This is a genomic window from Algoriphagus boseongensis, assembly GCF_004362805.1.
GTDB lineage: Bacteria > Bacteroidota > Bacteroidia > Cytophagales > Cyclobacteriaceae > Algoriphagus > Algoriphagus boseongensis.
Genome location: NZ_SNYF01000008.1, coordinates 56,783 through 77,939, shown reverse-complemented (window position 1 = coordinate 77,939; position 21,157 = coordinate 56,783). Strand labels below are relative to the sequence as shown.

19 protein-coding genes and 1 tRNA gene are annotated in these 21,157 nt (G+C 42.2%); 7 read left to right on the top strand and 13 right to left on the bottom strand.

The window, feature by feature from the left end; genetic code table 11:
* Positions 1-88: 88 nt before the first annotated feature.
* The 11 genes from DFQ04_RS14200 to DFQ04_RS14150 all read right to left on the bottom strand — a co-directional run bounded on the left by DFQ04_RS14200 (position 89) and on the right by DFQ04_RS14150 (position 10,131).
* Positions 89-1,051, bottom strand: coding sequence for an L-threonylcarbamoyladenylate synthase (locus tag DFQ04_RS14200; protein WP_133557000.1), 963 nt, complete (start codon positions 1,049-1,051; stop codon positions 89-91).
* 1 nt (position 1,052) lies between these two features.
* On the bottom strand, positions 1,053-1,763 hold the full coding sequence (locus DFQ04_RS14195) for a tetratricopeptide repeat protein (protein ID WP_243739694.1): 711 nt from the start codon (positions 1,761-1,763) through the stop codon (positions 1,053-1,055).
* A gap of 38 nt (positions 1,764-1,801) precedes the next feature.
* A complete protein-coding gene (locus tag DFQ04_RS14190; protein WP_133556996.1) occupies positions 1,802-2,236 on the bottom strand; it encodes an acyl-CoA thioesterase in 435 nt (144 codons plus the stop codon).
* Positions 2,236-2,787 carry an NUDIX hydrolase gene (locus tag DFQ04_RS14185; protein WP_133556994.1) on the bottom strand — a complete coding sequence of 184 codons (552 nt, stop codon included), beginning with the start codon at positions 2,785-2,787 and terminating at the stop codon, positions 2,236-2,238. The genes DFQ04_RS14190 and DFQ04_RS14185 overlap by 1 nt, the downstream gene beginning before the upstream one ends.
* A 1-nt stretch (position 2,788) precedes the next feature.
* Complete coding sequence (locus tag DFQ04_RS14180) at positions 2,789-3,382, bottom strand: hypothetical protein (protein WP_133556993.1); 594 nt, start codon at positions 3,380-3,382, stop codon at positions 2,789-2,791.
* Entirely contained in the window at positions 3,363-5,297 is a 1,935-nt protein-coding gene (locus DFQ04_RS14175; protein WP_133556991.1) for a RecQ family ATP-dependent DNA helicase, read from the bottom strand. Before DFQ04_RS14175 ends, DFQ04_RS14180 begins: the two co-directional genes overlap by 20 nt.
* Positions 5,297-6,076 carry an enoyl-CoA hydratase/isomerase family protein gene (locus DFQ04_RS14170; RefSeq protein WP_133556989.1) on the bottom strand — a complete coding sequence of 260 codons (780 nt, stop codon included), beginning with the start codon at positions 6,074-6,076 and terminating at the stop codon, positions 5,297-5,299. Before DFQ04_RS14170 ends, DFQ04_RS14175 begins: the two co-directional genes overlap by 1 nt.
* 90 nt (positions 6,077-6,166) lie before the next feature.
* The gene (locus DFQ04_RS14165; protein ID WP_133556988.1) at positions 6,167-8,041 is read right to left on the bottom strand and encodes a ComEC/Rec2 family competence protein; all 1,875 of its coding nucleotides are present in this window, start codon (positions 8,039-8,041) and stop codon (positions 6,167-6,169) included.
* A gap of 86 nt (positions 8,042-8,127) precedes the next feature.
* Positions 8,128-8,706 carry a porin family protein gene (locus tag DFQ04_RS14160; protein ID WP_133556986.1) on the bottom strand — a complete coding sequence of 193 codons (579 nt, stop codon included), beginning with the start codon at positions 8,704-8,706 and terminating at the stop codon, positions 8,128-8,130.
* 32 nt (positions 8,707-8,738) lie between these two features.
* The gene (locus DFQ04_RS14155) at positions 8,739-9,173 is read right to left on the bottom strand and encodes a GNAT family N-acetyltransferase (protein WP_133556985.1); all 435 of its coding nucleotides are present in this window, start codon (positions 9,171-9,173) and stop codon (positions 8,739-8,741) included.
* On the bottom strand, positions 9,142-10,131 hold the full coding sequence (locus DFQ04_RS14150; RefSeq protein ID WP_133556983.1) for a PhoH family protein: 990 nt from the start codon (positions 10,129-10,131) through the stop codon (positions 9,142-9,144). The genes DFQ04_RS14155 and DFQ04_RS14150 overlap by 32 nt, the downstream gene beginning before the upstream one ends.
* Positions 10,132-10,235: 104 nt before the next feature.
* Here DFQ04_RS14150 and DFQ04_RS14145 point away from each other — a divergent pair, with 104 nt between their 5' ends.
* From DFQ04_RS14145 to DFQ04_RS14135, 3 genes are all read left to right on the top strand, one after another.
* Entirely contained in the window at positions 10,236-11,006 is a 771-nt protein-coding gene (locus DFQ04_RS14145; RefSeq protein ID WP_133556981.1) for an SAM hydrolase/SAM-dependent halogenase family protein, read from the top strand.
* A complete protein-coding gene (locus DFQ04_RS14140; protein ID WP_133556979.1) occupies positions 11,006-11,302 on the top strand; it encodes a putative quinol monooxygenase in 297 nt (98 codons plus the stop codon). Before DFQ04_RS14145 ends, DFQ04_RS14140 begins: the two co-directional genes overlap by 1 nt.
* A 147-nt stretch (positions 11,303-11,449) precedes the next feature.
* A tRNA-Leu gene (locus DFQ04_RS14135) sits at positions 11,450-11,533 on the top strand.
* A gap of 223 nt (positions 11,534-11,756) precedes the next feature.
* On the opposite strand, the gene DFQ04_RS14130 is transcribed toward DFQ04_RS14135, so the two are convergent.
* Positions 11,757-14,282: an ABC transporter permease gene (locus DFQ04_RS14130; RefSeq protein WP_133556977.1), complete on the bottom strand. Its 2,526-nt coding sequence runs from the start codon at positions 14,280-14,282 to the stop codon at positions 11,757-11,759.
* Positions 14,275-14,952, bottom strand: coding sequence for an ABC transporter ATP-binding protein (locus DFQ04_RS14125; protein WP_133556975.1), 678 nt, complete (start codon positions 14,950-14,952; stop codon positions 14,275-14,277). The genes DFQ04_RS14130 and DFQ04_RS14125 overlap by 8 nt, the downstream gene beginning before the upstream one ends.
* A gap of 241 nt (positions 14,953-15,193) precedes the next feature.
* On the opposite strand from DFQ04_RS14125, the gene DFQ04_RS14120 reads away from it, so the two are divergent.
* From DFQ04_RS14120 to DFQ04_RS14105, 4 genes are all read left to right on the top strand, one after another.
* Positions 15,194-15,877, top strand: coding sequence for an arylesterase (locus DFQ04_RS14120; protein ID WP_133556973.1), 684 nt, complete (start codon positions 15,194-15,196; stop codon positions 15,875-15,877).
* 159 nt (positions 15,878-16,036) lie between these two features.
* Positions 16,037-17,779, top strand: coding sequence for a GMC family oxidoreductase (locus tag DFQ04_RS14115; RefSeq protein ID WP_133556971.1), 1,743 nt, complete (start codon positions 16,037-16,039; stop codon positions 17,777-17,779).
* Positions 17,780-17,782: 3 nt separating this feature from the next.
* Entirely contained in the window at positions 17,783-18,487 is a 705-nt protein-coding gene (locus DFQ04_RS14110; RefSeq protein WP_133556969.1) for a gluconate 2-dehydrogenase subunit 3 family protein, read from the top strand.
* 143 nt (positions 18,488-18,630) lie between these two features.
* Positions 18,631-21,141, top strand: a complete 2,511-nt coding sequence (locus DFQ04_RS14105) for a WD40/YVTN/BNR-like repeat-containing protein (RefSeq protein ID WP_133556967.1) — start codon at positions 18,631-18,633, stop codon at positions 21,139-21,141.
* The last annotated feature ends 16 nt before the right edge of the window (positions 21,142-21,157 follow it).

Here is a 21,157-nt window from a genome sequence, read left to right as displayed (position 1 = left end):
GAGTGGTAAGTTAAGGCAAATTCGATCAAAAGTCGACCCAAAGCAATGATCAAATTGCTAAGACTTAATTTCTGGCCTGGAAAAAATTTTACTTTGCCGCTGCCCGCTTCAATCGATCATTGATAGCCCGACCAAGTCCAATTTCAGGCATCAGCTCTGAAAGAATCAAGTCGACAGGACTCTCATCCAATTTTCTCATGGCTGCAAAAAGATTTTGGGCCGCCTCGGGCAAATTCCGATTTGGACTGAGCGCAATTTGCTTTTCCTTTGCTACTTCGGAAAAAGTCTCCGAAAAACTCAGCACCCCAAAATTCACTCCAGATGCCGTTTTCTCCTGAATCAAGGTCCGAAGATATCCCAGTACAAAAGGCTTCCTAGGAGAATAATGACTTTCCAATTGGCCCGGAGCAGAAGGATTACTGGAACTATGATCCTTGATCAACACCTCTCCAAGTAATTTTTCAATTTCAAAAACCTCCAAGCCCCCAAGGCGATAGACCACAGGACTTCCATTTTCCAAGCCAACAATCGTACTCTCCAAACCTACCTGACAAGGACCACCATCTAAAATATATGGGATTTTATCTCCTAATTGAGAATTCACATGTTCAGGTCTCGTGGGACTGATATACCCAAAAGGATTTGCGCTGGGAGCTGCAAGAGGGAATTCTAAATTCTCAAGAAGTTCTAGGGTTAAAGAATGATTGGGAACCCGAACCGCCACCCTGTCTAGGCCAGAGGTGACCAAATCCGGTACAATGCTTTTTTTAGGCAAAAGCAAAGTCAAAGGACCTGGCCAATAGGCTTCTGCCAGGATTTTTAATTTCTCTGGAAACTCCGAAACAAACTCCTCCGCTCTTTTTAAGGAAGAAGTATGAAGGATCAGGGGATCGAAGCTTGGTCTGTTTTTAGTTTCAAAAATTGAGGCAACTGCCCCAGAATTTAATGCATTTCCAGCTAGTCCATAGACTGTCTCGGTGGGAATCCCCACCAATTCTCCTTTCTCGAGAAAGGATTTTGCCAAGTCAAGGTCTTTGCCGATTTGAGCCATGTTATTCCTCGCAAAAGTCTTTGATCCAAGATTCTGCCTTAGCATATCCAAGGGAAAGTGCCATTTTCAAATCAGCACAACCTTCATTTTTCTGACCTAAAGCGCTCATACGAGTCACTCCAAGCAGGTAATATGCCTCAGCATTTTTCGGATCCAAATTAACCGTGTTGGTCAAACTTTCCATTCCATGAATGGGATCGTTCATTCCAAGTTCGGCTTTAGCTTTTCTAAAATGAGCTTCTGCTTGATTAGGATTAGCTTGAAGCACAGTCTGAAAATCCAACAAGGCATCTTCATACTCTTCCATATTCAAAAGTGCAGTGCCTCGATTAAAATAGATATCGGACTGAGCAGCATCCAAGGCTGTTGCAATATTAAAGTCGGCTAATGCTTCCTTATATTTTTCCAATTCCATCTTAGCATTTCCACGGTTAAACCAAGGTTTATAGCTGGTAGAATCTGCCTTTATCGCCAAATCAAAAACTGGAATAGCTTCCTGAATTTTCCCTTGCTGAAAAAGCGCAACTCCCTTTGCATTCAAGGCGATTGCATTGTTTGGGTTTTTCTCCAATAACTGATTAAATATCTTAACCGCCTGTGGCCAAGCCTGGGCATCCATTTGTTCAATTCCAGCTTTTTGAAGCTCCTCCTCGCTGGGAGAGCAGGCGAAAATGCTTGCCAGCAGCAAGGCGATAATTCCTAGTTTTTTCACTTGGGTAAAATTTTCGGCAAAGATAGGGATTTTGCGGCTTAGGAGTCGGCCAACTTCAAACGGTATTCCTCGGGAACAGAAACTGGCTTCATGGTTTTCATATCCACGGCTACCATTACACATTTGCACTTGGCAAAAACATGGGATTCTCCCTGTGCATTTTTCCCAACCAAAAGCTGCTCCAAGTCAAATGATGCATTCCCAATTCTGGAACATCGAACCAAAGCTTCTACTTGGTCTTCCAAATGAATTGGGCGCAGGTAATCGATCTCAATTCTACCCACCACAGTACCCACGGTGAGGACATTCCATCCAGCTACTTTGTATAAAAAAACTGCCCTCGCGTGCTCGAAGTAACTAAAATAGATTCCATTATTCACGTGGAGATATCCATCGATATCTGAAAAACGGATTTGAATCGGAGTGGAAAACTTATACTCCTGATTCAACTGATCCCAATCAACTGAAGCCATTAAAGAAGAATTTCTGATTTGCTGGTTTTCTCTAACATTCGAAGGATGGAAGGATTGTATCCGATCATATCCACCACAGAATCAAAGGCGATCCAAGCCAAAGAGATGCTTTCATCACTCATTTGGAGGGGTTCTTTGATATCGGCCTCCAATAGGTAACGCACATCGTAATGAAAATGCTCAGGCACGTGGGGACGATTCGGAATGATATGTTTGTCAATATCGAAAATCGTGGAATCAACCATGCTTAAAGATTGAAGCCCGCTTTCTTCCTGAGCTTCTTTCATGGCCACTTCCAATAGATTTTCATTTCCGTCCGCATGACCACCTAATTGTAGCCAACGTCCCAACTTGCGATGCAAGGTCAGAAGTGTATGGGTTCTTTTTTTATTGACAATCCAGGCAGAGGCAGTGAAATGACCTTCTAGCCTCTCCCTTTTAAAAGCCAAAGGATCTGAGGTCAACTCAATAAAATCTTGGATAAATTCAGCTTCTTCTTCGTAAGGAGTTCGGTAGTTTTCGAGTTGGTCTTTCAGTTGGATTCTGTTCATTTCAAAGGGTTTCGAATAGCCGATCCATCAGGTTATCGAATGTATCGGCATCGTGATAAAGACGATCGGAATATACCGTCGCCAGTAGTTTGATATAACTGGGTTGATTGTCAATTGATATTTTTTCCAGAGCAATATTTCCAAATAACTGGGAAATCAATTCCCCTTCGGAAATATCTTGAATGGGTGGTTTGAAGTAAAACTTCTCGGTCAATCTGACCTGCTCGTTAATTTCTTCAAATTTTCTATCCAAACTCACCTGCCTATATCCCAAATCTAAGATACGTCTGCTTAAAGCCAAGAAAAGCAGGGAAAAAGATTTCGGGTCAAAGGGAGCTTCATAACTCACTGCAAATCCGTTTGCATAAGGAGAACTGAAAACATGAACCTGTGGATGTTCTTGGATATTGGTCCTCTTGAAGTGGTAATTTTTATAAACTAATGCAAAAAGCTTTTCTGCCTCTTCGCTGTTTTGCCAAACTTCCACTTCCTTAAAATCCCCCTCTTTCACCGTAAAATTCTCCTTGAAATTTACTGGCTGTTTGGCTTCAGTATTGAAGACCTTTTTGAACAAATCATCCAGAAAATTTCCCATCGAAGGTTAAGTTGAGTATTCCGTTTTCATTTCTATTGACCAATCCTTGATCTACCAATTGCCTCAAAACGCTAAGATTTTGCGGGGAAGTAGGTTTTCTAATCTGATCAAATAGCCCGTGTTCAGTAAACTCTCCACCTTGGGCTAAAGTTTCCAGAATCAAGTTCTTTAACTTTTCTTCAGAACTCAGGGGCTGATCAGCTTTTTTACTTTCCAGACAGATATCGCAAATTCCGCAAGCTCGGTCGGTATTTTCTCCAAAATACTCCTGAATAAATTGAGTCCTGCAGATCCGGGTTTGTTTGGCATAATTAACCATTAGGTTGGCATTGTCCTGGGTCAATTTCTTTCGCTCTGCAATCCTTTTGAAATTCAGGGGCAATTTCCCTGCATCATATCGCTGAGTAAGAAAGGTCAGCTGAGGCTTATCCTTTCGCTGATCGTAATCCGCTACCTCGAGCTTAGCCAATTGATTCAGAGCCTGAATCAAATCTCTCTCTTTCATATCAAGAGATTTGGCCAGCTTGAATTCCTGAATCTTGATGTATTCCGAGAAAAGATTCCCTCCATAAGTCCTAAGTAGCATCTTGATCACTGGATCCAACTTTTCATATTTGATCTGAATCTCATAGAGTTGGCTTGGATTCACTAAAAAATGAATGCGAGAGGGAGCAAAGAAACTCTCATTCAATTCCACAAAGCCCTCCTCCTCTAGCACCTTCAGCGCATAAAACATCTCCAAAACCTGGAGATTATAAGTATTGCAAAAATCAGCAAGTTCAAAGTCAAAACTGCTGAGCATATTACTTCCTACAGCCATTTGGAAATAATTAGCAAGGCATTGATAGACCTTTCTCAAAAAATCCAAAGGAGGATAAACCATCTCTGATCTGGATAGTAATTGCTCAAAGTCCTGTTCATTGGAAATCAGAACAGCAAAGGATTTTTTCCCATCTCTTCCAGCTCGACCTGCTTCCTGGTAATAATTTTCCAAATTTTCAGGGAGGTCTGTATGAATAACCACCCGCACATCGGGCTTATCAATTCCCATCCCAAAGGCATTTGTACTCACCATCACGCGAACCTGATTGGCCTTCCAGGCATCCTGCCTATGCGACCTTTCCTCGGTTGATAAGCCGGCATGATAGGCTGAGGCCGAAAAGCCAAGCTGATTCAAGGCCTTCGCTATTTGGTGAGTTCCTTGTCGGTTTCTTACATACCAGATTGCCGAGCCCGGGATTTTTTTGAGAATTTCTACACCCTTTTCAAATTTATTTTCAACCAAACGGACACTGAAGCTCAGGTTTTCCCGAGCAAAGCTCTGTTGAAAAACTGAAGGAGCTTTCATCTCCAGTTTTTCCAGAATATCCTCAATCACCTTGGGCGTAGCTGTGGCTGTTAAAGCAAGTACCGGGACATCGGGGTGATGAGCCCTAATCAGAGCGATTTCCAAATAAGAAGGTCTAAAGTCATAGCCCCACTGAGAAATACAATGCGCCTCATCCACCGCAATGAGATTGACTGACATTTGCTTGAATCGCTCAATGAACAGGTCTGATTTTAGCCTTTCGGGAGAAACATACAGGAATTTATAATCCCCGTAAATGCAATTGTCTAGGGTTGTATCAATTTCTCGCAAACTCATCCCCGAAAAAATTGCCGCAGCTTTTATTCCTCTGGCTTTGAGCTGATCCACCTGATCTTTCATCAAGGCGATCAAGGGAGAAACTACCAGGCAAATCCCCTCTTTAGCTATTCCGGGCAATTGATAGCAAAGACTTTTACCTCCTCCGGTAGGCAAAAGAGCGAGCGTATTTTTCCCTTGGACTACAGAAAGAATCACCTGCTTTTGGACTGGACGGAAATCCTCAAATCCAAAAACCTGCTGCAAAATCTCTCTGAGTTGATTTTCCATCACCACTCAGGTTTGGTTTTGGCAAGGAATGCTGCTATCCCTTTTTTGCAATCCTCATGGGATCTGGCTTTGGCATTGAGTTCTGCTGCCGTTTCCAAGGCATCAATTCTCGCCTTTCTGGAAAAAGAACGCAACATGCTTTTGGTTTCCATCATGGAAAATCCTGAATTGTCTTTTACCAGATTCTGGGCAAACTGATCCACTTTTTCAGCGATCGATTCTGGCTCCATTACCTCCGAAATCAGTTGGAAATCCTTGGCCTTTTCTGCGGAGATCAATTCACCTGAGAGTAATAGTTCAGAAGCTTTTCCTTGATTTATTTTTTCTCCTAAAAAAACCGAAACCAAGGCAGGAATAAAGCCTATCCTGACCTCCGTGAAACCAAAAAGTGCATGAGGTACCGCAAAAGCAAAATCACAAACCGTAACCAAACCACACCCCCCGGCCAAGGCATGTCCCTCAACCTGTGCGATCACGACCTTGGGAAACTCATAAATCTGAAGAAAAAGATCCTTCAGCCTTCGGCTATCGGTTAGGTTTTCTTCAAAAGTAAAGTTTTGCATCTCTTGGATGTAATCTAAGTCAGCGCCAGCGCAGAACGCCTTCCCCTCGCCTTTCAAAACCACAACTTTGACATCTTGATTTTTCTCCATGGCCGAAAAAGCCTCTCCCAATTCTTTGATCAATTGAGGGCTCAGCGCATTTCGTTTTTCCGGCCTATTCAAAATGATAAAGCCTACCCTGTTTTCTACTTGAGTTAAAACGATTGGAGATTCCATAGAAATACCTGATTTGGTAGGTGTAAATTAGGCCATACTTAGCCTTTCGCCAAGTAAGACTTTTTAATTGGAAAGTATTTTATAGAAAATTTACTCTTGGGGAATTCCAAATTCCCTCAAAGTAAATCCTAAGCTTGGATCAAGCTCGAATTTATTTTGAGAGGAGGAAAAACTTAAGCCAAAACTTGGAAAAAACACTAAAGAATCCTTTGAGACCCCTTTAATCTCCTCAGGAATCAGAGGCCAAGTGTTTGCCAGGCGATTTGGGTCAACAGAAAATGAAAGCTGTTCAGCGGGAAAACTGAGATTCCAAGAGAGAAAATGACTCCCGACCCGAAGATCTAGTATTTTTTGATTTTCTCTAGAATAGATAAAAATCTCCTTCGCAGGACTTTTTATTTCCTGAATCAAGAGTTCAACTCTCCAAAAAACAAATACGATAAGACCAAAGTAAATCAACCGCTTTCGATTTCCCCATTCCCAATTTCCCCAAATCACCAAAAGCGCCCAAACGAATACCATGGCAGCAAAAGAAATCGTCAGCCTCTCCATCACTCCTCCCGGTAAATTCTGAAATAGCCCGGTCACCCAGTTTTGTAAAAAAATCCACCAATCCAGTAGCAGGGCAGTGATTTTTCCCAAACCTGGAATCCAAAACACTCCGAAAAAACCCAAACCTATAGCCATGGAGACGAAGGCCATGGGGACAATGATGAGATTTGCCAAAAGAAAATAAGTCGGGAAAATATGGAAATAGTAAACGGATAAGGGGAAAGTGGCCAATTGAGCTGCTAAGCTGACTGCCGCCAATTGCCAGAAATATTCCAAAATCCAATGCCGGGGAAGCCATAAGCGAACTATCAAAGGCTGAAGTCCCACAATCCCTGCAACAGCTGCATACGACAATTGAAATCCAACTTCATGGATTACTCCAGGATCCAAAACCATCATGAGCATGGCAGAAAAGGCAAGAATATTCCATACAGAAGGCTTTCTGGCTCGCATTTGTCCAAAAGAAAAAAGGCTGAACATAGTAGCTGCCCGGATCACAGAGGGAGAAAAACCAGTCAGCACAGCATAAACCCAAATCAACAACACTACTCCAGTCAGATAGATTTTTCTTTTCGAAGTACTGATTCTAAGGCGATTTAGGGGAAAAAGAAGGATTGCGTATATAATCCCAACATGAAGTCCAGAGACCGCAAGAATATGCATAGTTCCAGTTTCTGCGTAGGATTTTCTCAATTCCTTATCCAAACTGTCCTTTTCTCCCAGTAATAAGGCTGAGGCGATTTGTTTGGATTCAGGAAAATTCAAGTTTTGATCTAAAATCTCTGAAAGCCTATTCTTGAAAAAAAGAAGTTTTTGGCTTGATGAAGGGTGAGAAATAGAGTCAATAATTTGAAAATCCTTCCCGATGAATTGGCGGTAAACAATCCCTTTTCGAAGTAAAAATTCCTTGTAATCAAATTCATTAGGAAAAGTGGGTCCAGCAACTTCCTCAGGAGTTTTGGATACCAAGAGAGTCTGGCCGGGAATCAAACCATTCTCATTCTGATGATACACCAATACTTTTTGCTTATATGGATGCCAGCCAAGAGAATCCTTTATAGCTATGATTTGAAGAAGGTTTTCAGAAGAATTTGGCTTTGCCAAATCAAATTTTTGGACCACAGCCGTATACGCTAGAATTGGATGAGGATGAAGTTTATTATTCTCACGTCTAAGTTCTCCATCCCACTGGGCCAAAGTAAACCCGAAAACAAAAAGTAGAAAATAGGCCAGTGAAGCCAAAACGTTGACTTTGATTTTTCCTCCCTGATTTAAAATCAGAAAATAGATCAACCAGCCAATGCATAGAGACAAACCTGAAATCCATATGGGAATATTAACTTGCTCACCAAGCAAAATGCCTATGGCAAAAAAGGGCAAATACCTTAAAAATGGAAAGTTTGAAAAACGCATCGTAAAAAAAATCTTATCCTGAATTTAGGATCTTTTGGGCAAAAAAAAGAGCCCCAAAGAGCTCTTAATTTTTTGTTTGGTAAGTTTTAGAATCTATAGCCCAAGCTGAATCCTCCGTTTACTTCGATCTCAGAAAATCTATCATTTACTTCCTTGCTAAAGCCTCTGGAAATACTGGCATAAGGTCCAAATGCAAAATGATCAGAAACCTCCCACTTATACCCAAAGCCACCACCAAATATAAAGGAAGTCATATCTGTAGTTGTTAAGTCTCCATTTTTCACCTCTTCGAAATCCCCAAATCTAACTTTTAATAAAGGGTAAATATGAAATCTTCCGTTGGGATTGTCACCAAAATAAAAGTGCATGGCAGCTTGCACCGAGTTGGTCTTATATTTTTTCCCATTATTCTCATTATTAAACCCAAATCGATCATTAAATAGACCTTGGAATTCAATAGAATGACTTTCGCTCAAATATTTTTCATAGGCGACTTCAAAAGATCCAAGCCAGATCAAATTCAAGAAATTTAGCTTTATTTCATTATTGAAGTTTCCTACGTAAGGATTATTGGCGTTTCCTGAGGAAGAGGAAATCACTTGCTGTCCGATAGAAAAATGGCTAGCAAAGCACAAAATGGCTAGAGAAAGGATAATTTTTTTCATAACAATTGATTTTAAGTTTTTTAGTTCAAGTTTTAGGCCAATTGCATTTGGAAGTGTTGGATATTACATTCTTCAAACATTTCCCCAACCTTTGCGAAACCGAATTTCGCATAAAGCGGAATAGCTGTCAATTGGGAATTTAGGTACTTCAGCTTATTCTTTGATTCCGGATTTTTGGAAATATCGGCTAATACCGCTTCAACTAAGGCCTGACCTACCCCACGTCCTCTTGAATTTTGGAGAACTGCAAATCTTTCCAGTTTGACCCCTTTTTCTGTAATTCTCCATCTGGCAGTTCCCACTGCCTTCCCATCTATTTTGGCTAAAAAATGGGTTGAAGATTCTTCAAATTCATCATTTTCAAGAAGCGGATCCACGTTTTGTTCGATCACAAAAACCTGTCTCCGAATCTCGAAAGCAGATTCTAAAGAGCTCTTATCCGTTATTTTTTCTACCGAGGGAGTCATTTCTAGTCTGAACTTTTTCCTCCTGATTTTTTTCGTAAGCCTCGATAATCGCCTTCACCAACTTATGACGAATCACATCCTTACCACTAAGGTTTACGATCCCAATTCCTTTAACCTCATGAAGAATTCTTAAAGCTTCAGAAAGACCAGATTTTTGCCTTACCGGCAAGTCGACCTGAGTTTGGTCTCCGGTAATTATAACTTTGGAATTTGGCCCCATTCTGGTCAGGAACATTTTGATCTGCTCGGAAGTCGTGTTCTGAGCTTCATCTAGCAGCACAAAAGCATCGTGTAAGGTCCTACCCCTCATGTAAGCCAAAGGAGCAATCTCAATTACACGAGTTTCTTGGTAGTATTTGAGCTTTTCTGGCGGGACCATATCCGCCAATGCATCATAGATTGGACGCAAGTAAGGATCTAGTTTTTCCTGCAAATCCCCTGGCAAAAACCCGAGATTTTCTCCCGCTTCGACGGCTGGTCGGGTAATAATAATTCGCTTTACTTCTCTATTCTTCAATGCCCGAACAGCCAAAGCCACTGCAATGTAGGTTTTACCCGTACCGGCAGGACCAAGGGCAAAAACCAAATCATTTTTCATAGCTGCCTCTACCAATTTTCTTTGGTTGGCAGATTTAGGTTTGATCACCAAACCTTTATTTCCAAAAACAATAACTTGGTCTCGGTTGGCTTCCTCAAAAGGAATTCCCTCGATATCTAGGTAGTCTTTTACATTTTCAGGCGTAAGGTGTCCAAATCGATCAAAATGCTCCAAAAGCAAATTGATCAGATCGTTAATCCGAAGAATTTCAGGGGCTCCACCTTGAATTCGAATTTCATTTCCTCTCGACACAATTTTACTTTGAGGGAATGCCTGGGCGATTTGACGTATGTTTTCATTGGCAGTGCCTAAAAATTCAGCCAATGGGACATTTTCTAAGGTGATTACTTTTTCTACCAAACTTGTTTTTTGATTTAATTAAACCTTGAAGGCTAAAGGATAAAATTTATATTTTTGTTCGCCCCCCATTAACAAAATTACACAATTTTAATCTACTTGCTTGTATGGCATTGGTTACTTTCCTCTCTGACTTCGGGGATCAAGATTATTACGTTCCGGCTGTTAAAGCCAGAATGCTTTCCATCAATCCACAATTGAGCATTATTGATATTTCTCATAGCATAGAACCCTACGATTTAGAGCATGCCGCATTTGTTTTGAGGTATTCTTTCCGGGAATTTCCAAAAGGAACTGTCCATCTGGTAGGTATCAATACAACAGGAACGATGACTCATGGTTATATCGGAGTGAAATTGGAAGACCACATTTTTGTCGGGCCAAATAATGGCATCCTTAGCCTATTGGCTGATCAAGATCCTGGGATCATGGTTCAGTTTGCAGATATTCACTTGAAAGATACCCCCTTTCCAACAAGGGATATTTTGGCACCAATCGCAGCAAAAGTGGCTTCAGGCGCAGCTATTCATGATTTTGGCGGGCCTCTGACAAATTTCAGAAAGCTGATGTCCCGACAGGCAAAGGCCACCAAAGAACATATTCTAGGACATGTGATCAGAATAGATCGCTACGGCAATTTGATTACAAATATTCGCAGGGAAGTCTTTGAAAAACTCAATCCAGGAAAATTTACCATTCAATTTGGTCGGGAATCTGTGCAAAAATTACAAACTGGCTACGACCAAGTCGAAGCAGGCGACCCTTATGCATTTTTCAATAGCTTGGATTTATTGGAAATCGGAATCCATCACGGTCATGGAGGAAATCTCCTAGGCCTCAAGCGGGACAGTGTAGTATATATCAACTTTGAATCCTAATGCTGGTCCGGATAGTACGTATGACCTTTCAACCGGAAAAGACGGCTGATTTCCTTTCCAACTTTGAAGCAAACAAAGAAAATATCAGAAATTTTCCGGGATGCACCCATTTAGAGCTTTGGCAGGACTTTTCTGAAAAAAATATTTTCTTGACTTACAGCATTTGGGAAAGCGAGGAAGCCTTAAATAAGTATCGTGATTCTGAGCTATTTAAATCCGTTTGGGGCTTTACCAAGACTCTATTTGCTGCAAAACCTGTCGCTTTTAGCTCAAAAAAATTGCAGGAAGTCCGTTAAGGGTATTGGAGAGAAAAGAAAATGTTTTCATATTTGCAGCCCGTTCAGCAAGGAACGGAATCACTTGAAATGCTAAAGTGGCTGTCCCGATGGCTATCGTGGACGGTAGACGAAAGTCAAACACCCCCAGCATTCATTGAAACACCTGCCCAGGTGGCGGAATTGGTAGACGCGTTGGTCTCAAACACCAATGAGGTTACACTCGTGCCGGTTCGACTCCGGCCCTGGGTACAATAAATAAAGCTCCTTCTTCTTAGATGGAGCTTTTTTGATTTAAAGACTTGACGGAGGAGAAGTTTATCCCGATGAAGCGAAGCGAATATCGGGAACTCCGGCCCTGGGTACAAAAAACCCCTTCAGAAGCAATTTTGAAGGGGTTTTTGTTTTTTCACCCAAGGAAAAAGCCTCCGTCTCCGAAGGCTTCTTATTATTTTTATTTTCTCATTTCTAATTTTTACCCATTTCCTCTCAAAATCTCCATAGGAGGTTGATTGATTATTCTTCTGCCATTCAACCACCCTAGCACAATGGTCAATCCTGTAATAGCCAGATAAATGACCAATCCTTCTTTCCAGGCCAGACTGAAATTCATTTCAAACACAAATTTCCCTAGAAGGAAAATCGCCAAGAATGACAAAAGAATTCCGGATAGAGAGGCCAAGCTTCCCAAGAAGAAATATTCCAAAGTATTGATCAACCGAACAATTCCTGAGCTTGCCCCAAGGGTTCGGAGCAAAATACTTTCTCTCATTCGCTGATATTTGCTGATGATCAATGAACTGATCAACACCAAAATTCCCGTTGCAATGGAGAAAAAGGCCATAAACTGAATTACGAAACTGATCTTACCTAAAATCTCTTCGAGGGTCTCGACAATAGTTCCCAAGTTGATGATGGAAATATTCGGAAACTCCCGTACGATTTCAGATTGCACATCGGCGGCTTGCCTGTCATTCTTGGTTTTTGTAATGATCACATGAAACTTAGGTGCCTGTTCCAAAACTCCGCTTGGGAATAAAACCAGAAAGTTGGTCGAAACCTGATTAAACTTCACATCTCTAAAACTTCCGATGTAGGTTTTGATCGGTCGGCCTTGGACATTGAATTCCAATTCATCCCCGATTTTCAGCCCATTTCCTTCTCCAAAACCTTTTTCTAAAGAAACAAAAATACTATCTCCCCTTGATCCAAGTGGGATCAACTCCCCTGAAGTGAGTGTCTCTGATGAAATTAAGGTATCTCGGTAAGTCACTCTGAATTCGCGATTGTACAACCAACGCGAATAGTTTTCCTCATCAGGCAATTCCTCGTTTTCTTTTTTGTCAACTCCATTGATTTCATTGAGCTGCATGGTCACGATAGGGACTTCCTGAAGAATCCTCAAGCTTCTGTCTGTAACTTTTTGCTTGACGTTTTCTAACTGAGGAGTCTGAATATCAAACATCAGCATATTAGGCTGGTCTTCCTTGTCAGCAAACTTTGCCTCCTCCAACAATTGATTTTGCAAGAAAAACAAGGTACTGATCATAGCTGTACCCAATCCAATCGTGGCAATCAAAGAAATGGTTTGGTTATTAGGACGATAGAGATTTGCCAAAGCTTGTCTCCAAGGATAACTCAAGGTAATTGGCAAAAACCGCCTTACTGCCCACATGATCAGATTTCCAACCCCCCAAAGTGCTCCAAATGCGACCAGAACGAATGCGGTAAATCCAAAAGCCCAAAGCATTTGCTTCAGCAAATAGAAGCTAAAGCCCCAAACAAAAAGCAAGATCCCAATAATGACTAGCCATCTCGCAGGATCTTTAATCAGTGTAGAATCAGCAGTCTCAGGGCGAAGCGTTGCCATCGGCGAGACATTTCTGACTTTTAGCAAGGGAAGAAGCGCAAATAGCACTGAGACAAAAAGCCCTGTAATGATCCCAAATCCAACTGATGTCCAGGAAATCCCAACAGTTACCTCCACTGGTAAAAAGTCCGAGAAAACCGCCGGAAGAATAAATTGAAGTAAAGTACCCAAGGCAGATCCCATAATGGCTCCTGCAAGGCCCATGACTACAATTTCAGTCAGATAAATCAAAAGAACTTGCTTGGAAGAAACTCCCAAACATCTCAAAACTGCAACTGAAGCCAGTTTTTCTTTGACAAAGACATTGACGGCTGATGCTACACCCACACATCCTAAAAGAAGTGCAATGAAGGCCACCAAGCTCAAGAAATTAGAGAGATTGCCGAAAGATCTCCCTGTTGATCTCTTTCTGTCTTCAACTGTATCTGCATCGACCCGTTCAATTTCCCATACGTCTTCGAAAGGTTTAATCAGTTCTTCAACATTCGTTCCTTCGGCAAATTGCAGGTAGCGATTGTATTCAACTCTACTGCCGTATTGCACCAATCCTGTTTCCGCCAAAAAGTCCATAGGAATATACACTGCAGGAGCCACGGTAGCCGTGATTCCAGTTTGCCCGGGAACCTTTTGCAACTCACCTACAATCTGAAATGTGACCGCACCAACTTTGATCGAATCCCCAACTTGTGCATTGAATTGAGCCATCAAGGTTTTTTCGACCAAAGCCTTTCTTCCCCCGCTTCTAAAATTTGCATCACCCTCAACAGGAACTGTCTCTAATTTCCCATAAAAAGGGAAATCCCCCTCCAAAGCTCTAACCTGAGTCAGACGGCTAGCACCAGTTTGAGGAAATGCAACCATGGATGCAAAATTGACCTCAGATGCCAACTGAGTGGCAACTGTATCCAAGGCCTGATCGCCAAGAGGCTTGTTATTTTCAAGAACCAAATCTGCTCCAAGAAGCTCTTTGGCTTGATTGTCTATGTCTTTGACCAGATTTTCTCCAAAACTGCTGATAGCAACCAAAGCCGCTATACCTACCACAATTGAAGAAACAAAAAGCAACAGGCGCGAGAGATTTTTTCGGAAATCCCTCATGGCCATTTTAATAATCCAACCGTAATCAGGCATGGGCATCCTCCTGTATTTTTCCGCCTTTGATATGAATGATTCGTTGGGTTTTGGCAGCCAGATCCAAATCGTGGGTAACTAAAATTAGAGTGGTGCCTTTTTCCTTGTTCAGGTCAAAAATGAGTTTTTCTATCATCTCACCAGTCTCGGTATCCAAATTACCCGTTGGTTCGTCAGCGAATAATATCTTTGGTTCATTGGCAAAAGCTCTGGCAATAGAAACTCGCTGCTGCTCTCCACCAGAAAGCTGGGTAGGGTAATGGGTTGCCCGGTCTTTTAGGCCTACTTTTTCCAAGAGTTCCAACGCTTTTTCTTTGGCATCTTTTCTTTTCTTCAATTCCAAAGGAACCATGACATTTTCCAAAGCAGTCAGGGTAGGAAGTAATTGGAAGTTTTGAAAAATAAAGCCGACATCCTTGTTTCTAACCTCAGCCCTTTGATCCTCATTGAGCTTTTCCAAAGCATTTCCATTCAAAACCACCGAACCATCAGATCCAGAATCAAGTCCAGCACAAAGTCCAAGGAGTGTGGTTTTTCCACTTCCTGAAGGGCCTACGATGGCGATCATTTCGCCAGCTTGGATGTCAAAATTCACATTTTCAAGAACGGTGAGCTTTCGGCTTCCGCTCTGATAAGTTTTACTCAGATTTCGTATGGATAAAATACTCATGAAAAGCTTGGTGTTTAGAGATAGGAAAATCAAACGAACTAGAATGCAGTTTGTTAGAAATTTCCCTTGAGTTTAGGATTTGACATAAAGAAAAGAAAATTATACATGCCTGCCCAATGAGACTCGACAGAAGAGAGATTTTGGTCGACAAACACTTAATTTATTTTTAGGGTTAAATTTGAACCCGAAGTCTTATAAAAACCTTTTGGATCAAAATCCTTTTGAAAGAAAAACCCAAGACATGAAATTCAAACGCTACGCTTCTTCCTTTTTACTCCAAATTGCTTTGGCTTTTTTCATCCTTTCCTGCGGAAATTCCGCAGAAAAGAAAGCTGCCGAGGAAAGTAATACAGAAACCACTTCCGTAGAAACCAAGCAAAAAACAATTCTATTCTTCGGAAATAGCCTTACTGCAGGGTATGGGATTGATCAGGATGATTCCTTTGCCGGTCTTACCCAAGCCAGAATTGATAGTCTGGGAATGGATTACAAAGTCATCAACGGAGGACTAAGTGGCGAAACCACAGCAGGAGGATTGAGTCGATTGGACTGGTTCCTGGAAGACGAACCTTCGATTTTTGTTTTGGAACTAGGTGGTAATGATGGACTGAGGGGAATTCAGCTAAGCGAGACAAAGAGTAATTTATTGGCAATCATCGATAAGGTTCGTGCCAAGTATCCCAATACCAAAATCATTTTGGCAGGAATGCAGATTCCACCAAATATGGGTCAGGAGTATACCGAAGAGTTCAAAGCCATCTATCCAGATGTGGCCAAAGAGAAAAATGTAACCCTAATTCCATTCCTTTTGGAAGGAGTGGCGGGAATGCCTGAACTAAATCTGCCAGATGGAATTCACCCCACTGAAGCTGGACACAAAATTGTCCTTGAGACGATTTGGCCCTATATACAAGCTAAACTTTAAGTTTTGAAAAAGGCTCTTGAATACTATTATTCAGGAGCCTTTTTTGATTTTTATGATTCCACACACTTTTTACAGAACCCTTTTTGGATTTCTATACAAATGGATTTTAATGAGCTAAAATTTTACCCTATATTTTAGACTTGTTTAAAATTTTTGCAAATGAGCTTTCAAATCAAAGAATCCCCAGACTCCTATGATGTAATCATTGTAGGTTCGGGAGCCGGAGGCGGAATGGCCTCAAAAATCCTTTCTGAAGCTGGTCTGAGCGTGGCAGTGGTCGAGGCCGGAGGAGATTTTGACCCGGCAAAAGAAGAAGATAGAACCCAACTCAGGCCACCATGGGAATCTCCCCGAAGAGGTGCAGGTACTCAAATCCGTCCTTTTGGAGATTTTGACCAGGCAATCGGAGGCTGGGAGATCGAGGGCGAACCTTACACCAGAAAAGACGGAACCCAATTCGACTGGTTCAGATCAAGAATGGTGGGAGGACGAACAAACCACTGGGGGAGAATTTCTTTACGATTTGGGCCGAATGATTTCAAAAGAGCCAGCATAGACGGAATGGGCGATGACTGGCCAATTGGCTATGAGGACGTCAAACCCTACTATGACAAAGTCGATAAATTAATTGGCGTTTTCGGGTCCAAAGAAGGCATCTACAACGAGCCAGACGGCTTTTTCCTACCTCCTCCCAAACCAAGACTTCATGAGCTTTTTATAAAAAAAGGAGCTGATAAAGCCGGAATTCCTATGATTCCCGGACGACTTTCCATGCTGACCCGCCCGATCAATAATGAGCGTGGGGTTTGCTTTTTCTGTGCGCAATGTAATCGGGCTTGTCAGGCTTATGCAGATTTCTCATCTGGCACTTGCTTGATTCACCCAGCTATGAAAAAGGGGAAAGTTGACCTTTACACCTATTCCATGGTAAGAAAAGTTACAACCAACGACCAAGGACTTGCTACCGGAGTTTCTTTCGTTTCCAAAGTGGATATGAAAGAATATAAGTTGAAGTCAAGGGTAGTTGTCTTGGGAGCTTCAGCCTGCGAAACTTCAAGAATCATGATGAACTCCAAATCCAAATCACATCCGAATGGTATCGGTGGGGATTCTGGAGTTTTGGGTCGCTATCTCCATGATTCAACAGGAGCAAGTCGATCCGGAATTATGCCAGATTTGATCGATCGGGAGCGATATAACGAAGATGGTGTAGGCGGCATGCACATGTATACCCCTTGGTGGATGGATAACAAAAAGTTGGACTTTGCCAGAGGATACCATATTGAATACTGGGGAGGAATGGGACAGCCAGGATATGGAGCAGGAAATGGAATGGATTCTTTGAGAAAATATCTCAAGGATGAATTCGGAAACCCAAGTCCAAATGGAGGCTATGGAGAAGGCTTAAAGAAAGATATCCGTCGTGTTTATGGATCAACTTTAGGAATGTCAGGCCGAGGTGAAAGTATCCCTCAATACTCCAATTATTGTGAAATCGACCCTAATGTGGTGGATAAATATGGTATCCCTGTACTTCGCTTCCATTACAAATGGACCGACCAGGAAATCAAGCAAGCCAAGCACATGCAAGATACTTTTGAAGAAATCCTGACCAATGCTGGAGCAATTCTTTTGGGGAATAAACCAGGTCCTGATACTATGTACGGGCTAGCCGCTCCGGGAAGAATCATCCATGAAGTAGGAACTACAAGAATGGGAAATGATCCAAAATCCTCAGTGTTAAACTCAAATTGTCAGGCTCATGACTGCAAAAACCTTTTTGTGGTTGATGCAGGCTCATTTGTTTCTCAAGCAGATAAAAACCCAACCTGGACGATTTTGGCGCTTTCCTGGAGAACCTCAGATTACATTGTTGAACAATTGAAACAAAAAAATATCTAAGCCATGAACAGAAGAGAAAACCTAAAACTGCTCTTTACTGGCTCTGTCGGTGCAGGCTTATTATTGACAGGATGCGAACCTGAACAAGAGGCTGTTCAAGGCCAGGTATTTTCCGGAGGAACCCCAGGTGGGAGAACTGAGGAAGAAAAAGCCCGGGATGCAAAGTTGCTTTCGGAGACTTTTTTCACTGAGGAGGAAAAGAAAAAGCTTAACACCCTAGTAGACATCATTATGCCTGCCGGTCCAGATTCTCCCTCCGCAACTGAATTAAAAGTCCCTGATTTCATCGAATTTATGATGAAGGACCAATCAGGAATGCAGACTCCAATGCGTGGTGGATTAATGTGGCTAGACTTTGAGGCGGGTGAACTATTCGGCAAAACCTTCAATGAATTATCTCAGGATGAGGTGATCCAAATCGTCGACTTGGTAGCCTGGCCTGACAAAGCAACCCCCGAATATTCCGGTGGCGTGCGTTGGTTTAATATGCTGAGAAACCTCACTTGCTCAGGTTATTTTTCAACCGAAGCCGGCTGGAAATATATGGGCTATATGGGCAATCAGGCTAATGTATGGGATGGCGTTCCTCAAAACGTCTTGGACAAACATGGGCTTTCCAATCCTGAAAAATATCTCAGCATCTACCTCAAACCAGAAGATCGGGCAAAAGTTGCGGTTTGGGATGACGAAGGGAATTTGATCGGATAACTTTCAAAATCTGAAAATTAAGAATCCGCAGCAGATGTTGCGGATTTTTTTTACCCATTAACCTAATATTAATCCTCCTTTCAAGGAGATTCTGACTCTTTGATTCCCTTTGCTTATATTCCCTTCTGATCAAAAAAATCCACATGAAAAACACCTCTTACTTTATTCTTGTCGCTGCGGGCCTAATTTCCTTTAGTTCCTTTGCGCAAGACATCAAACCTACCTCTGAAAAGGCACTTCAGGAATCGGTAGAAAAGCATAAATCCTTACTTTCCTCCACACCTCTAAAAGATTTCAAAGCTCGAAATGTCGGCCCAACCAATATGTCCGGCAGGATAGTGGACATTGAAGTCGCCAACAACACTAACACTTACTATATCGCGGCTGCCTCGGGCGGGGTTTGGAAAACTGTCGATAATGGGCAATCCTTTACTCCCATTTTTGACAATCAAGGAGCCCTTGGAATTGGTGCAATGGCACTTTCCAAATCCAATAACGACATCCTTTGGGTGGGAACAGGGGAAAACAACTCCAGCCGCTCTACCTATGCCGGTGCAGGCGTCTATAAATCTACCGACGGAGGCCAAACCTGGGAAATGATGGGCTTGCTCCACTCCCACCATATCGGGCAAATTCAAGTTCACCCGACCAATCCGGACATCGTTTGGGTAGGTTCCATGGGTTCTTTGTATTCTAAAAACAAGGAACGTGGACTTTACAAAACCACTGATGGGGGAAAATCCTGGAAAAAGGTTCTTTTCATCGATGACAATACCGGGATCATTGACATCAAAGTCCATCCAATTAATCCGGACATTTTGTTGGCTTCCAGCTGGGAAAGATTCAGACAGGCGCATGACTTTATCGGCAATGGCAAAGGCTCAGCAATCTGGAGATCAGAGGATGGGGGAAATACCTGGAAGAAATCCATAACCGGTTTTCCTCAGGATGAATTCGTAGGAAGAATCGGATTTGATTTTGCCCAAAGCGATCCGGATGTAGTCTATGCTCTTTTAGATAATCAAGGAAAATCAGATAAGCCTGCCCCAGAACCAAGAAGAAGAGGCAATCAGCAGCAGGAAGAAAACCCATTGACTTTTGAAAGCTTCAAGACCATGAGCATGGAAGAAGCTCTTGGGTTGGACGATAAAAAGCTCGATGGATTTTTGAGAAGGAATCAATTTTCAACCAAATATGATGCTGCTGAAATCAAGCGTCAACTCCAAACAGGTAAAATCACTACTACACAAATTGCCAGCTATAATGGAGGTGCAGTAGATGCCAATGCGGCCATGTTTGGCCAGCCGATTAAAGGAGCAGAAGTTTATCGCTCCGAGGATGCAGGTAAGAGCTGGAAGCTAGTTTCGGAATCAGACATTCGAAATCTCTACAATACGTACGGCTATTACTTTGGAGAAATCCGGGTAAGCACCAGCAATCCGGATGAAATTTTTGTCTTAGGTGTACCACTTCTGGTTTCCAGAGACGGAGGGAAAAATTTCTCCAGAACCGACTCCATCGGAGATCCGCACTCAGACCACCAAAGCATGTGGATTAATCCTAAAGACAGCAAACATATTTTATTGGGCAATGACGGAGGTCTTTACCGAAGCTTTGGTGGCGGAGCTATTTGGGATCACCTCAATACTCAGATGCCGATATCTCAATTCTACTCTATTATGGTAGACAATGCCACTCCCTATAACATTTATGGGGGCATGCAGGACAATGGAGTTTGGTATGGTAAGTCTACCAATAAGCCAGAAGATCGATGGGATCCATTGATGGGGGGTGATGGAATGGTCGTCGCTGTAGATACCCGAGACAACGACATTGTCTATACTGGCTCCCAGTTTGGTAGCTATTTCAGAATCAATAAAAAGACGGGAGAACGAAGAAGAATCACCCCTGGTCATGACATCGGAAATGCTCCGAATCGTTGGAACTGGAGAACTCCAGCTGAATTAAGCTACCACAATCAGGATATTGTGTACATGGGATCTCAATATGTATATCAATCATTGGATCAAGGAAATACCTGGAATACAATTTCACCAGACCTTACTAAAAACCAGAAAAGCGGTAACGTGCCATTTGCAACGCTATCTGTGGTTGAGGAATCTCCTTTGGAATTTGGGACGATTTATGCCGGTACAGATGACGGAAATGTTTGGATCACCAGAAATAATGGAGGTAACTGGACCAGTCTGAACGCTGGACTTCCTCAAGATCGATGGGTGAGCAGCATTTCCCCTTCAAAATTCAAGGAGGGCCGTGTCTACATTACGCTGAATGGCTATCGCTTTGACGAGTTCAATACCTATGTCTACATGAGTGAAGACTATGGCAAAACTTGGACCTCGCTAAAAAGTAATCTTCCTGATGAATCCACAAACATCATTATCGAGGATCCCAAAATGCCTAACATTCTCTATTTAGGGACAGATCACGGCTTGTATGTCAGTACAGATTTAGGAAAGAATTGGAATCTATTCCAAGGGGAAATTCCAAATGTGGCGATTTACGACATGGTAATTCAGGAAAGAGAAAACCATCTCGTAATAGGAACTCATGGTAGAAGCGTTTATGTGGTCGACTTGAAACAAATCCACGATTGGTCCAAGCCCGGGCCACTGATGATGGAGAATAAGTAAATGAAAAAGCCTTTGA

Excerpts from the sequence above, each read along its gene's own strand:
- DFQ04_RS14145 (WP_133556981.1), top strand. The coding sequence starts at position 10,236 with ATGGCATTGGTTACTTTCCTCTCTGACTTCGGGGATCAAGATTATTAC.
- DFQ04_RS14130 (WP_133556977.1), bottom strand. The coding sequence starts at position 14,282 with ATGCCTGATTACGGTTGGATTATTAAAATGGCCATGAGGGATTTCCGA.
- DFQ04_RS14160 (WP_133556986.1), bottom strand. The coding sequence starts at position 8,706 with ATGAAAAAAATTATCCTTTCTCTAGCCATTTTGTGCTTTGCTAGCCAT.
- DFQ04_RS14170 (WP_133556989.1), bottom strand. The coding sequence starts at position 6,076 with ATGGAATCTCCAATCGTTTTAACTCAAGTAGAAAACAGGGTAGGCTTT.
- DFQ04_RS14190 (WP_133556996.1), bottom strand. The coding sequence starts at position 2,236 with ATGGCTTCAGTTGATTGGGATCAGTTGAATCAGGAGTATAAGTTTTCC.
- DFQ04_RS14120 (WP_133556973.1), top strand. The coding sequence starts at position 15,194 with ATGAAATTCAAACGCTACGCTTCTTCCTTTTTACTCCAAATTGCTTTG.
- DFQ04_RS14115 (WP_133556971.1), top strand. The coding sequence starts at position 16,037 with ATGAGCTTTCAAATCAAAGAATCCCCAGACTCCTATGATGTAATCATT.
- DFQ04_RS14110 (WP_133556969.1), top strand. The coding sequence starts at position 17,783 with ATGAACAGAAGAGAAAACCTAAAACTGCTCTTTACTGGCTCTGTCGGT.
- DFQ04_RS14155 (WP_133556985.1), bottom strand. The coding sequence starts at position 9,173 with ATGACTCCCTCGGTAGAAAAAATAACGGATAAGAGCTCTTTAGAATCT.
- DFQ04_RS14185 (WP_133556994.1), bottom strand. The coding sequence starts at position 2,787 with ATGAACAGAATCCAACTGAAAGACCAACTCGAAAACTACCGAACTCCT.
- DFQ04_RS14105 (WP_133556967.1), top strand. The coding sequence starts at position 18,631 with ATGAAAAACACCTCTTACTTTATTCTTGTCGCTGCGGGCCTAATTTCC.
- DFQ04_RS14175 (WP_133556991.1), bottom strand. The coding sequence starts at position 5,297 with ATGGAAAATCAACTCAGAGAGATTTTGCAGCAGGTTTTTGGATTTGAG.
- DFQ04_RS14180 (WP_133556993.1), bottom strand. The coding sequence starts at position 3,382 with ATGGGAAATTTTCTGGATGATTTGTTCAAAAAGGTCTTCAATACTGAA.
- DFQ04_RS14165 (WP_133556988.1), bottom strand. The coding sequence starts at position 8,041 with ATGCGTTTTTCAAACTTTCCATTTTTAAGGTATTTGCCCTTTTTTGCC.
- DFQ04_RS14140 (WP_133556979.1), top strand. The coding sequence starts at position 11,006 with ATGCTGGTCCGGATAGTACGTATGACCTTTCAACCGGAAAAGACGGCT.
- DFQ04_RS14200 (WP_133557000.1), bottom strand. The coding sequence starts at position 1,051 with ATGGCTCAAATCGGCAAAGACCTTGACTTGGCAAAATCCTTTCTCGAG.
- DFQ04_RS14125 (WP_133556975.1), bottom strand. The coding sequence starts at position 14,952 with ATGAGTATTTTATCCATACGAAATCTGAGTAAAACTTATCAGAGCGGA.